Origin of the sequence: Staphylococcus sp. MB377, assembly GCF_001922505.1 — a bacterium.
GTDB classification, from domain to species: domain Bacteria; phylum Bacillota; class Bacilli; order Staphylococcales; family Staphylococcaceae; genus Staphylococcus; species Staphylococcus haemolyticus.
Genome location: NZ_MAON01000062.1, coordinates 79,315 through 92,582 on the forward strand (window position 1 = coordinate 79,315; position 13,268 = coordinate 92,582).

The window sequence follows — 13,268 nt, forward strand, 5'->3', positions numbered from 1 at the left end:
CTTTTTAAAGTTAAATTATTTATAAGTATCATCTACCATATCTTCAACTTCTTTTTCAGAACGATTTAAAATTAATCGACTTAATTCATCATTATCCATTCGCTTCAATTTAGGATAACGGATAACGAAGAAAATCAGTCCAATTACTAACCATCCACCTAAGGCAATATATGACGGCATTGAAAGCGATGCTGGTGATCCAGGCACTAACAATAACAGAAGGAAAATAAATGATACAATCGAACCAAAAATGGCAAATGTCTTATAAACAGGTCCGTACGTATTACTTTCTTTATTAAAACTGAACAACTTAGCTGCAGATAAACATGTAATAAAATAAGCAATTGATACGCCAGTTGACGACATATCAACAATCCATGTTAATGCAGTACGACCTAACCAAGGTGCAATTAATGTAATAGCTACTAAAAAGATAATCGCTACATATGGTGTCTTATATTTAGAATGCAATTTACTAAAAGCTGTTGGCATAATGCCTGAACGCCCCATTGAGAATAACAATCGACTTGCACTCATTAAAAATCCATTTAAACCTGTAAATATACCCATGATAATCGCTATAGCTAATATACCTAAACCAATATAACCAAATGCTGACTGTGTTTCAGCACCTGTTACCCATAAGTTACCATTTAAACTTGCATTATTAGTACTTAACCAACCTGTGTATAAAATCATTACGACATACGTCAGTGACGCTGCCAACAAACTATACACTATCAATTTAAATGTCTTATTAGGTGAAAAGTTAAATTCTTCTGCAGTTTGAGGAATGTTGTCAAAGCCAACATACGCCCAAGGCGCTACTGACACAATCATAATTATAGATGTGAACCAACCTGATTTAGGATTAGCTAATGGTTGTAAATTCTCAAATGTAAAATTATTTCCAAAGAACGAACCGAAAAACATAAGCAACACAACAATAACCATAGCTACGCAAAAGTAATATTGCAATGAACCTGATACACTTGCACCACGGATTGCTACTAGCATAAAGACAAGCAATAACACAGTGGCAATAATGATTTCGGTTATGTAAACGTCCCATCCTGCAATCGTGTATAACTTCCCATTATTCAACAAATCTGGAAGTAGGAATTTTACTAATAAACTAAATGCCGTTGCATTAAGTGCAACAACACATACATAACCAAATGTTAAAAACCATGATGAGAAGAAACTAACGTATCTACCAAAACTTAAGTAACTAAATGCAAAGGCGCCACCTGAAACTGGAAATTTTTCTACCAAAGCCCCATAACTTACTGCAATGAGTATCATTAATAATGCACCAATTACGATACCTATAGAAGCAGCAATTGGACCAGATTGCTTAATCCAATCTCCAGGTAAAATAAAAGCACCCCAACCTATACATGAGCCATAAGCAATAGCCCAAACAAACTTTTCAGAGAGGTTCTGTTTCAAATCGCCTCTATCTATATCCTGATTTTGATTATTTTTACTCATAAAATAAACTCACCTCAGATATGCTATATACCCAAAAGGTGAGTTGTTTAATCTATACTATTGACACAATATAAGTGCTTTACAATTTTAAATAAAACTAATAAATTTGATAAATTATGTTAAATTTTAACCTACAAATTTAAATGTAGAGATAATAAGCATTAACCAACCCGCGATGAATAATAAACCACCAATTGGCGTAATCGCTCCTAAGATACGGATTTGTGTTAAAGCTAATATATATAACGAACCACTAAAAAACACCACACCTAGGAAGAGGAGCCAACCTGCCCAATTCACATTAATAGATGTTGTACCACTAATAACACCAATTATGATTAATCCTAATCCATGGTACATTTGATAATTCACTGCTTTTTCCCATACTGACATATATTTGTCCGATAATTTACCTTCAAGACCATGTGCACCAAATGCCCCAGTACCAACTGACATCATTGTACATAGCGCACCTAGTATTATAAATAATTTCATCATATACACTCATTCTCCTCATTCAGTTTAAAAATCAAATATTGATTCACCATTACCAATTTCATCATCCGTTACCATTGTATTAGATGGCAAACTATTATTCTGTGACGATTTCATTGAATCTGGAACTTTTCCACCCATCGCCTCAATTTCTGCAGCAGTCACTTTGGATTTACCTTGTGACGATGATGTGTTTGAACTTTGATTTACTTTTGATAATGACGTAGTCATAGTATTTGTAAAATCCTGACCTTGTGATTTTGATGACGCTGTCTTACTTACGTCATTAGCATATATCGATGTTAATGTATGAATCGCATACATATGTTTTTCGAATTGTTGCTCGTTAGTAGCTTCATCAGCTTGCACTAACTCATGTTCAATTAATTGAATCACTTGCGCTCTATTCATTTAAGCCTCCCCATTCTCGCACCAACTGATAGGTGATTTACCTTTAGATACTAAATAATCATTAGTTTTTGAATATGGTTTAGAACCAAAGAACCCACGATAAGCCGATAACGGACTTGGATGTGGCGATTTAATAATATAGTGTTTTGATGTATCAATTAATTTAATTTTCTGTTGTGCAGGCTTGCCCCATAATATGAATACAACATCATCACGATGTTTCGAAATAGTTTGAATCACTTCATCTGTAAATGTTTCCCATCCAATATCCTTATGCGAGTGTGCTTGTCCTTGTCGAACCGTCAGAACAGTATTTAATAACAAGACACCTTCACGAGCCCAATCTTGTAAATGTGGTGATGTCCGATGACACCCGATATCATCTTCCAATTCCTGATACATATTTCTCAAAGAAGGTGGGAATTTAGCATTAGGTTGCACAGAAAACGCTAAACCATGAGCTTGATTCGGTCCATGATAAGGGTCTTGACCTAATATAACCACTTTCACATCTTCAAAAGGTGTTAAATCAAAGGCTTGATAAATATTGTCTCTATCTGGATAAATGGTTTGTGTTGTATATTCTTTTTCTAAAAAATCGTGCATCTTTTTGAAATCGTGTCGTTCCGTAATATCATGAAATATTTCTGACCATTCCATCATTTTCACCTCAAGCCATATTTTAACATAATGCTAACCTAATCAGTTATTGATTTTATCCATTACTTCAAGCTAGCACGTAGTCTGATAAACGTGATATTATAAGACATAGATTAGAAATTGTCGGGAGTGAATTTACATGGCTTTAAAAAAAGTATTAACAATTGCAGGTTCAGATACAAGTGCGGGAGCTGGTATGCAAGCTGACCTTAAAACATTCCAAGAATTAGACACATACGGCATGGTCGCTTTAACAGCTGTTGTAACAATGGATAAGGAAACTTGGTCTCATGATGTGACACCACTTCCAATGGATTTATTTGAAAAGCAACTTGAAACAGCGATTTCAATTGCTCCAGATGCTGTTAAAACTGGCATGCTAGGTACTCAAGAAATCATTAAACGTGCTGGAGAAGCATTTGAAGAGTCAGGCGCACAATATTTCGTAGTAGATCCTGTTATGGTATGTAAGGGTGAAGATGAAGTACTTAACCCAGGAAATACTGATGCAATGATTGAATATTTATTACCAAAAGCAACTGTTGTGACACCTAACTTATTTGAAGCAGGCCAACTTTCTGGTTTAGGTAAATTAACTTCAATCGAAAACATGAAGAAAGCAGCAGACATCATCTTTAATCAAGGCGCTCAAAACGTCATTATTAAAGGTGGTAAAGCGTTAGATCAAGATAAATCTTACGACTTATACTATGACGGTAATACGTTCTACCAATTAACAACAGATATGTTCCAACAAAGCTACAACCACGGTGCCGGTTGTACATTCGCAGCCGCTACAACAGCATACTTAGCTAATGGTAAATCACCTAAAGAAGCTGTTATTAGTGCCAAAGCATTTGTTGCTTCAGCAATTAAAAATGGCTGGAAAATGAATGACTTCGTAGGTCCAGTAGATCATGGTGCCTATAATCGTGTTGAACACATCGATGTAGACGTAACAGAAGTTTAATAGTAAACACTTAATTTTTATAAACTCAAATTAACCTCCTCAATAAAGTCTTTATTAAGACCATTCATTGAGGAGCTATTTTATTTAAGTCATTCACATTAATTTAGGCTTATTATAAATTCTAGGTATTAAGTCGTAGAAAGTGATAGGCTATACGTTGTATTCAAAGTTGGTACCTTGGACTCATGTTTTTATTTTAAAATTACTTTACTATATTAAGTGTAGAGAGACAAAGGAGGAATTACACATCATGATTATCTACAAGCAAAATATAGAGAATGGTATCCCAATGTACGAAATCATTACGAAAACCTTCAAGACAATTACGGTAAAATTTGATGAAACGTTTAACAAGAATGAAATCTATAAATTGCTCTCTCTACTAGAAAATGACCTTGATAACATGAAACTAAGTTATTAAGTCATTTGTACAACACGAAGTACAGTAAAAGTGTTTTCCAAATTGAGAATTCAAACAGATGAATTATTCCCAAAATTGATTTTAAAGTTCTTATGCCCCCTAATACTATAAGTAACTTTATAAGTCATTAATCATTCCTAAACTCACCTTATTTAAATAGCGTCGATGTTAGACGAGGATTGTCCCCCCTCGTATGCTTAGAGAGTAACTTTAAGCTTTGCTAACATTTACGCTATATTTTTACGTCGCTAATTATTTATAGTACTTCTATTTAAAGTTAAATGAATTAAAAAACGCATTGATGCGAACGTGCATCAATGTGTTTAATTGATAATTATTATGCGTTTTTATTATTTCTTAACTTTAATCCACCATAATGCTTTTTTAGGATTTGATTCATAAAATTCTAAATCCTTTTTATTGTCAACATTAGGATAAGAACCTTTAAGTGATTTGCCTGCTGTACTTACATGCAGTACCGCAATCACAATAAAGCCGATAATACTAATAGCAGTTAAATAATACGCTGGTGCGTAAATGTTACCAGTTGATTCAACTAACCATGAGTTAACTAACGGTGTTGTACCACCAAATAGTGAAACCGAAATATTAAATGTAACTGCTAATGTACGATATCTAATATGTGTAAAGAACATTGTTGGTAATGAACCAGGCATTGTTGCTTCGTAGGTTGATAAGAAGAAACCTAAAATAAACACACCAAGTATAATGAATGGTAATGATTTTGTATTGAGTAAACTAAATGCCACAATACTTAATAGTGTAAGACCACCAGTACCAATCAAAAATACTTTCTTCTCACCAATTTTATCCGCTAATTTACCGAAGAATAATGCTAACGGAATCATTACTGCCATAACACATGTAATTAACACACTTGTAGTTGTTTCATCAATTTCAACAATTTGTCCTAAGTATGTTGGTAAATAAGCAGTAACTGTATAGTTAGTTACATTGAAGAATACAACTGCTACGAAACATACTAAGATATCTTTAAAGTAATAACAAATAATTGTAAAGAATCCTATGTTATCACGTGCTGGTGTTTCTACATCATTTTCATAGATTGGAGATTCTTCAAGTTTACGACGTAAATAAAGTCCAAATAAACCAAGGAATAAACCTAATATAAATGGAATTCTCCAACCCCACGCTTCCATTTGTGCATCACTTAAGAAGAAACTTAATAATGCGATCATAATTGAAGCTGCGATATAACCCGATAAAGTTCCAATTTCAAGACCACTACCTAAACTATTACGCTTCTTATCTGGTGAAATTTCAGCAATATATGTCATTGCTCCAGCATATTCATCACCAGTAGAAAATCCTTGTAATATTCTAGCGAGCAGTAAGAGCGCTGGTGCCCATAATCCTATCATATCGTAGTTTGGTAAAACACCTATCGTTAATGTTGATAAAGCCATTAAAATAATAGTCGTCGTCAATACAACTTTACGACCGTACTTATCACCAATGATTCCAAACACTATCCCACCTATTGGTCGTAATAGGAAGGCAATTGCTAATGTTGCAAATGTAAATATTTGTTAAATCTGTGGGTTTTGTACTGGCGAAAAAAATTCGCTCCGATATATGCCGTAGTGTACGCATAGACACCAAAGTCGAACCATTCCATGGCGTTACCAATACCCGTGGCAAATACAGTTTTCTTCGCTGTTTGCCCATCGACCATGTTAATTCTATCTTTTTTAAAATCCATGACCTGTAACGCTCCTTCTATTTATGTTACATAATTATACAGACCTAATGAATGTTGTCAAATTACTAAAAATTTTATGAATTTCAAAAATACAATATTATTCATTTTACAGAATTTAACAACCTTCTTTTTGTACACGCTTACATAATTTTAATAAAAACAAAAAAGTTATAATTAAAAATTAATAATTTTATCAATTTCTAATTATAACTAGTTTTACCCCATTAACTTTATTCGAAACAATAATCCGTTCGTTTTCAACCACTTCAAAATCTATTAATTCATTGATATCAGTGGTTTGAACATACTTAACTTTATAGCTAGCCCATTGATCATCCATCATAGAAAATACCTTTTCAACAATTAATTGTCCCGGAACGATATACTCATGAATCGGATTTTCGTCATCTACAATTGCTAAATACTGTTCTACTATTTTCCTATTAAAAACCATATATTCCATCCTCTGAAATAAACGTTTGTTCGATAATCATACATATTTTATTATTTTTATTAATTTCCAATTTAAAAATAAAGCGGTTAAATCGCTTTACTTTTTCAGATTTTTTATGCGTTAAATATGCACAATATTGTATATCACTTTCTAAATTTTCAAACATTTCAACATTAGTACGTACTAATCGTATTGCTTCACCTTTAAAGATTTGAAACATTTTAAATTTAGGCCATAACTTTGCACACATTAGCGGTGGTACTGTGCCGTCATATTCCTTCCCTATTACACTACAATAAATTCGGACATCCTCGGAATGAAACTTAAACTCTCTTGTTTCATTGGCGCCACTTTTCAAAGAGTACTGCATTTCCTATACCTCCTCCTATACCCATCGTAGCAATTCCATATTGCCAATTAGGTAAGTTTAATAATCTAGCAACTAATGCCGCGCCACTAGCACTATATGGATGTCCAGTAGCAATCGCACCTCCCCATTGATTTACTTTGTCCAAACCTAAATGCAACTCATTTATAGATGCCAGCACTTGAGAACTAAATGCTTCGTTCAGTTCAATGGCTGATATATCTTCAATATTTAATTTCTGCCTTTTCAATAATTGAGAAACTGCGGGTACTGGACCTATCCCTAATAAGGTTGGATCCACACCTGTTGTAACAGCATCTCTATACAACATTCCCCATTTAATCCCCATTGCCACAGCCATTTCCTTTTCCATAATTAAAGCTATTCCGGCGCCATCATTCTTCATGCAACTATTACCAACTGTAACTGTACCATTTGGTAATATTGGACGTAATCTGTGTAAACGCGCCTCAGTCAGATTTGGCTTTAAACTTTCATCCCTATCAAACAACGCTCCTTTAATTGTAAGAGGAACAATCTCACGATTAATATCACCATTATTAAAATGCGTTGCCACAAACCGATGACTACGTGCTGCAAATAAGTCTTGATCATTACGAGATATATTATAATGTTGCGCGACATTCTCAGCTGCTTCTATCATGCTTGGATCTTGACCTTCAGGTGCAAATGATGCACGCTCAAAAAATTGTGGTAATTGCATTTCATAGACAGATTGAGGACGCTTAATTTTCCATGGTGCACGACTTGTACTCTCTACGCCACCAGCAATGAACACTTTCCCAGCCTCACATTGCACCATTCGACACGCATAAATGATACTTTCTAAACCCGAGCCACATTGACGGTCTAAAGTTATGCCAGGAATTCGATGATTTAACCCGGCTTCTAGTAACGACTTTCTCGCAACATTACCACCATTCCCTACAACATTACCTAATACAACATCATCCACTTGATCCATTACTTCAGGAAATGTTTGCTTCAAATTTTGAAAAAGTGGTAACAACAGCGCTTCAGGTTCTAAATGTCTTAACGCACCACCATATTTACCAAACGGTGTTCTTTTAGCCCATATTACAACTGCTTCTTTCATACTTTAAACGCTCCCTCTAAATATAATGTTTGAACAGTGTTACGTGCTACTTTGCCACTATTGGTAAATGGCAAATCTTTTACCCTTACAAGCTTTGAAGGAATTTCATATCTTGATAACGTTTGTCGTAAATACCGTCTCAATGTCTTATAATCAAGTTCTTGATTTCCTACATAAATTAATACTGCAATTTCTCCAAATCGTCTATGTGGCTCACCAACGACAACCGCTTCTTCAATTCCATCTAATGATTTCACTTGCTGTTCTATTACATTAGGATATATATTTTTACCCCCAATAATAAGTCGGTCACTTTTACGACTTACTAAATAAAGTTGATTATTTTGTATGTATGCATAATCTCCGGTTTCAATCCAGCTATGAGGTTGCACCACTTCAACATCGACATACCCTGAATAAATCATATTACTTTGAACCTTCAATAAACCTATTTTCCGATTATCTTGCGCTTCAAGTTTAATTGAAACATTAGGAAATACTTGACCAACAGAGTTAGTTGGTGATGTTTGATTAAAGTTATACGTAATAAAACTTGCTTCAGATGTTCCAAAAAATTCAATTATATTTGCGTTTTTAAATTGTTGGGACACGGTTTTAAACAATGATTCTGACAGTTTCGCACCACTACAAAATATAGATTTAATGTGTGTGATAGTCGTATCTACATTCAGTAATTGATGCAACATGGTTGGTACAAGAAAAAGCGCGATATTAGAATGTTGTTCATTTAATATGGAAATGAATCGTTTTGCATCAAATTGTCGTTGTCCAATGAAAGTTCTACCTGAATATAATGCGAAAATACATGTATATAACGATAACGAATGTGCGAGTGGACCTGGTGCAGCGAGAGCTTTTTCATAGTTATATATAAGTTTTTCATTTTCAACATAAGATGCAATCCATGAATGTTCGTTACGATAATAAGCTTTAGGTAAGCCAGTAGTGCCAGATGTATATCCAATATGTAACAAGTCATCCACTTTTAATTGCTCACTTATATATTTATCATATGTACCAAATGATGTTGTACGTTTAAACTTTCCGACAGCAGTCGTTATATATTCAATATGATAATTTTCTATAAGTTTATCAATAGTGTCGCGTGACCATTTGTTATCTAAAAAACATGGAACTCCATCCATCATTAAAATAACAAAATAATTTGTGATATTTACTATTGGAGAGTCACTTAATAGTGCCACCCTACTTCCAAGCTTAAATTTTGGTGAATTCAAAGTGCAATCACATATTTTTTGGTATAAACTCTCATAATTTACAATTTCATCATCGATTTGCAGTGCTATGGATTGAGGCTGAACCTTAGCGTAATATTCAAGTCGCTTTATGATTTCTAGCATGATATGACCTCTTCCGTACTTAAATGTTAACTTCACTTTATATTATGTTAACATTATTTTTAATATAACTCACTTGCTATTACATTAAGAATTTTCCATAAAAGCGATATGTCATTTATTAATCTATTAAAAAATCCAATCGATGCCTTTTAAGGGAATCGATTGGATTAAATAAATACTATTTATTCTAAATTAGCATGATTATTTTGCATTTCTTCTTCACTTATATCAAATGTTTCCATTAAGCCCAGAACCACGCTATCTAAGAACAATAATGATGATTGTTCAAATAAGCTTCCTAATGGTTGTTCAGACCCTTCAACATTGTGTTTTGTGCCAGCTGGTAACTCAATTACTGTTTCAGCTAACTCACCAATTGGAGAATCAGGGCTGGTTGTTAATAATACAACTTTAGCACCTAATGATTGTGCTTTTTCAGCTAATAAGCGTAAATGTTCAGTTGAACCCGAACCAGATAAAATAACAAATAAATCGTGTTCTTTAATAGAAGGTGTGGTTGATTCACCTACTACAAATGCTTCTTTACCAAGTTGATTGAGTCGCATAGCAAAACTATTTGCCATAAATCCTGAACGGCCCTTACCTGCAGTGAAGATTCTTTGCGCACCATTTACATCATTTGCAAAGCGGTCATATTGTTCATCTTGAACATGAGATAACGTATGATCTAATTCTTCAAGAATTAATTTGTAATTAGTAAATTGAGACATAATTACTTACCTTCAATCGCTTCACGACATTGTTTAGCAGCTTCTACAGGATCATCAGCATTAGCAATACCGCCACCAACGATAACTAAGTCAGGTTGTTCTGCAACAATATCTTTAATTGTGTCTGGTTTAATACCACCAGCTACAGCAACTTTAGAATTCTTAATGACAGATTTAACAGTACGTAAACTGTCTAATGGTGATTGACCTTCTGCTTGTAAGTCATATCCAGTGTGTACTGCAATATAGTCAGCACCCATTTCATCTAATTCTTTTGCACGTTTTTCTAAATCTTGTACCGCAATCATATCAACTAATAATTGTTTATCATGTTTATGTGCTTCTTCAACTGCCGCTTTAATTGAAGCGTCTTCAGCCACACCTAAGATTGTTACAACATCTGCACCAAATTTAATTGCTTGGCTTACTTCATAGTCTGCTGCGTCCATAATTTTAAGGTCAGCTAATACTTTAGCGTTGTTAATATTTTCATCTAAATGTTGAACTGCTGGTAAACCTTCGTTGATTACGATTGGCGTACCAATTTCTACGATATCTACATATTCCTCAACTTTTTTAGCTAATTCTGCTGCTTTCTCTTTGTTTAATAAATCGATTGCTAATTGTAATTCCAATGCAAACATCCTTTCATTACTAAAGTGATATATCTTCAGTTCTTATATTATCTTTCACGTTCATTTGTCTACCCGTCTTATAAATTTTTAAACAATACTCCTAAACCTAACAATTTACTCACTAATCTCATATAATACTTACAGTAAATCAACTCTTTAAAGGTATAATTACCACTTTTTCTTAATAAATTGAGCAGAGATGTACAATTAGTCTCTTCTTTTTAGTAAAATAAATAGATAAACATATTGTATGGTTGCAAGGAGTGAAAGTGTTGGAACTCATTAACGCTGAAGAAGTACAACAATTATTAACATCATTCGAAAATAAACCTGTATACCTACACGTTGAAACGACTAATGGTGCATATGCAAATCATTTCGATCAACGTGTCTTTAATGCGGGTACATTTTTAAGAAATATACAAATCACATATGAACATGCACAACTTAAAGGTGGAGAGAAAGACCCCTATAGAGTAGGTTTAAAACTTCGTGACGGAGGTTGGGTCTATGTTCAAGGACTAACGCATTACGAAATCAATAACAACAACGAATTTTTAATCGCAGGATTTAACTATGAAGGACAATTGGCTGCCACAATCGAGATTAGTGAAAAGCCATTTACAGTATAGAGGAGGTTTATTCATGAAAGATGAAAGACACGTGTTAATGATATTCCCACACCCTGATGATGAAACCTTCTCATCAGCTGGAACGATTGCAAGTTATATTGATAACGGCATTCCTGTCACTTATGCATGCCTAACATTAGGACAAATGGGACGTAATTTAGGTAATCCTCCTTTTGCAACTCGAGAATCACTACCTGATATACGTGAGCGTGAATTAGAAGAAGCAATGAAGATTATTGGCATCACCGATTTACGTAAAATGGGATTACGTGATAAAACTGTTGAATTTGAGCCTCATGAACAAATGGATGACATGGTTAAAAAGTTGATTGAAGAAACAAATCCATCAGTGATTATTTCTTTCTATCCTAAATTTGCTGTTCATCCCGACCATGAAGCAACAGCCGAAGCTGTAGTAAGAACCGTAGGACGTATGCCTGAAGAAGCACGACCACGTTTACAACTTGTAGCGTTTAGTAATGATGCACCAGAAATACTAGGCGAACCAGATATATTAAACGATATTCGTGCATATCGAGATCTTAAATTGAAAGCTTTCGAAGCACATGCATCTCAAACTGGTCCATTTTTAAAACAATTAGCGAGTCCAGAAGTCGGTGGCGAAACACAAAGTTTCTTAGACGTTGAACCATATTGGACATATCATTTTGAATCTTAAGGGGGAGGTAAACAATGACTGAATTTGATTTATCCACACGTGAGGGTCGTTGGAAACACTTTGGCTCAGTTGACCCAATCAAAGGTACAAAACCAACAACTAAAAATGAAATGACTGACTTACAAAGTACACATAAAAATTTCTTATTTGAAATCGAAGAAGTCGGCATTAAAAATTTAATTTACCCCGTTAATATTGATCGTTTCCAAACGGCGGGACAATTTAGCTTTTCAACGAGCTTAAATCAAGATGAAAAAGGCATTAACATGAGCCGTATTCTAGAAAGCGTAGAAAAACATTACAGCAATGGTTTAGAGTTGAATTTCGATACACTATATCAAGTATTACGTACATTACAAACAAACATGAAACAGAACTCAGCAGGTGTTGATGTTTCGGGTAAATGGTTCTTTGATCGCTTTAGTCCAGTAACGAACATTAAAGCAGTAGGCAATGCCGATGTCACTTACGGATTAGCCATTGAACAAGACCAAATTACACGTAAAGAAATTACAATTGAAGCAACTGTAACAACACTATGCCCATGTTCTAAAGAAATCAGTGAATATTCAGCCCACAACCAACGTGGTGTAGTTACAGTTAAAGTTTATTTAGATAAAAACAACCAGGTTGTTGATGATTATAAAAATAAAATTCTAGATGCTATGGAAGCAAATGCAAGTTCAATCTTATACCCAATTTTGAAACGTCCAGATGAAAAACGTGTTACAGAACGCGCTTATGAAAATCCACGATTCGTCGAAGATTTAATTCGTCTTATCGCTGCTGACTTGGTAGAATTTGATTGGATAGATGGTTTTGACATTGAATGTCGTAACGAAGAATCTATTCACCAACATGATGCATTTGCGAAATTAAAATATAGAAAATAATCGTAGCATATAAATAACAAGGCAGTTGTCACACATTTCAAATGTGACAACTGCCTTTGACTATCAAATGCTATACCAAAATCTACATAATTTCTTCTTGTATTGATCAGTGTTTTTTTTAATTCTTTAAATAATATTTTTTCAGTCGACGTTACAATATCTAATTTAATCCACTCAGGAAAT

Annotated in this window: 15 protein-coding genes and 1 pseudogene; 5 read left to right on the forward strand and 11 right to left on the reverse strand. The window is 34.1% G+C overall.

Going from position 1 to position 13,268, the window contains the following annotated elements; genetic code table 11:
• Positions 1–15: 15 nt before the first annotated feature.
• The 4 genes from BB045_RS11230 to BB045_RS11245 form a co-directional block, all read right to left on the reverse strand.
• Positions 16–1,494, reverse strand: coding sequence for an APC family permease (locus BB045_RS11230; RefSeq protein ID WP_053028199.1), 1,479 nt, complete (start codon positions 1,492–1,494; stop codon positions 16–18).
• A 126-nt stretch (positions 1,495–1,620) separates the two neighbouring features.
• Positions 1,621–1,989 carry a DUF423 domain-containing protein gene (locus BB045_RS11235; RefSeq protein WP_160380486.1) on the reverse strand — a complete coding sequence of 123 codons (369 nt, stop codon included), beginning with the start codon at positions 1,987–1,989 and terminating at the stop codon, positions 1,621–1,623.
• A gap of 27 nt (positions 1,990–2,016) precedes the next feature.
• Complete coding sequence (locus BB045_RS11240; RefSeq protein ID WP_075140770.1) at positions 2,017–2,400, reverse strand: DUF5327 family protein; 384 nt, start codon at positions 2,398–2,400, stop codon at positions 2,017–2,019.
• Positions 2,401–3,060 (reverse strand): uracil-DNA glycosylase, encoded by a 660-nt coding sequence (locus tag BB045_RS11245; protein ID WP_075140771.1) that lies wholly within the window; start codon positions 3,058–3,060, stop codon positions 2,401–2,403. It lies immediately after the preceding gene.
• A gap of 139 nt (positions 3,061–3,199) precedes the next feature.
• Between BB045_RS11245 and thiD the strand changes: the two genes are divergently transcribed.
• Both thiD and vraX read left to right on the forward strand, forming a co-directional pair.
• The gene (thiD, locus tag BB045_RS11250; protein ID WP_075140772.1) at positions 3,200–4,030 is read left to right on the forward strand and encodes a bifunctional hydroxymethylpyrimidine kinase/phosphomethylpyrimidine kinase; all 831 of its coding nucleotides are present in this window, start codon (positions 3,200–3,202) and stop codon (positions 4,028–4,030) included.
• Positions 4,031–4,280: 250 nt separating this feature from the next.
• The gene (vraX, locus tag BB045_RS12205) at positions 4,281–4,451 is read left to right on the forward strand and encodes a C1q-binding complement inhibitor VraX (RefSeq protein ID WP_046309718.1); all 171 of its coding nucleotides are present in this window, start codon (positions 4,281–4,283) and stop codon (positions 4,449–4,451) included.
• Between the two features lie 350 nt (positions 4,452–4,801).
• On the opposite strand, the pseudogene BB045_RS11255 reads toward vraX, so the two are convergent.
• The 7 genes and pseudogenes from BB045_RS11255 to hxlA all read right to left on the reverse strand — a co-directional run bounded on the left by BB045_RS11255 (position 4,802) and on the right by hxlA (position 10,881).
• Positions 4,802–6,195 (reverse strand): annotated as a pseudogene (locus BB045_RS11255) (MFS transporter).
• Positions 6,196–6,388: 193 nt separating this feature from the next.
• Positions 6,389–6,649 carry a hypothetical protein gene (locus BB045_RS11260; RefSeq protein ID WP_053022759.1) on the reverse strand — a complete coding sequence of 87 codons (261 nt, stop codon included), beginning with the start codon at positions 6,647–6,649 and terminating at the stop codon, positions 6,389–6,391.
• The gene (locus BB045_RS11265) at positions 6,639–7,019 is read right to left on the reverse strand and encodes a hypothetical protein (protein WP_075140773.1); all 381 of its coding nucleotides are present in this window, start codon (positions 7,017–7,019) and stop codon (positions 6,639–6,641) included. Before BB045_RS11265 ends, BB045_RS11260 begins: the two co-directional genes overlap by 11 nt.
• Positions 6,988–8,133: an acetyl-CoA C-acyltransferase gene (locus tag BB045_RS11270; protein ID WP_075140774.1), complete on the reverse strand. Its 1,146-nt coding sequence runs from the start codon at positions 8,131–8,133 to the stop codon at positions 6,988–6,990. Before BB045_RS11270 ends, BB045_RS11265 begins: the two co-directional genes overlap by 32 nt.
• Entirely contained in the window at positions 8,130–9,515 is a 1,386-nt protein-coding gene (locus BB045_RS11275; RefSeq protein ID WP_075140775.1) for a long-chain fatty acid--CoA ligase, read from the reverse strand. Before BB045_RS11275 ends, BB045_RS11270 begins: the two co-directional genes overlap by 4 nt.
• A 182-nt stretch (positions 9,516–9,697) precedes the next feature.
• A complete protein-coding gene (gene hxlB, locus BB045_RS11280) occupies positions 9,698–10,246 on the reverse strand; it encodes a 6-phospho-3-hexuloisomerase (RefSeq protein WP_053025353.1) in 549 nt (182 codons plus the stop codon).
• Positions 10,247–10,248: 2 nt separating this feature from the next.
• Complete coding sequence (gene hxlA, locus BB045_RS11285; RefSeq protein WP_075140776.1) at positions 10,249–10,881, reverse strand: 3-hexulose-6-phosphate synthase; 633 nt, start codon at positions 10,879–10,881, stop codon at positions 10,249–10,251.
• Positions 10,882–11,150: 269 nt separating this feature from the next.
• On the opposite strand from hxlA, the gene BB045_RS11290 reads away from it, so the two are divergent.
• Genes BB045_RS11290 through folE2 form a run of 3 tightly spaced genes read left to right on the forward strand, consistent with a single transcriptional unit; the run spans position 11,151 to position 13,085 of the window.
• Positions 11,151–11,513, forward strand: coding sequence for a YojF family protein (locus BB045_RS11290; protein WP_178377509.1), 363 nt, complete (start codon positions 11,151–11,153; stop codon positions 11,511–11,513).
• Between the two features lie 13 nt (positions 11,514–11,526).
• Positions 11,527–12,192 carry a bacillithiol biosynthesis deacetylase BshB2 gene (gene bshB2 / locus BB045_RS11295; RefSeq protein ID WP_053017978.1) on the forward strand — a complete coding sequence of 222 codons (666 nt, stop codon included), beginning with the start codon at positions 11,527–11,529 and terminating at the stop codon, positions 12,190–12,192.
• A gap of 14 nt (positions 12,193–12,206) precedes the next feature.
• Positions 12,207–13,085 carry a GTP cyclohydrolase FolE2 gene (folE2, locus tag BB045_RS11300; protein WP_075140778.1) on the forward strand — a complete coding sequence of 293 codons (879 nt, stop codon included), beginning with the start codon at positions 12,207–12,209 and terminating at the stop codon, positions 13,083–13,085.
• The last annotated feature ends 183 nt before the right edge of the window (positions 13,086–13,268 follow it).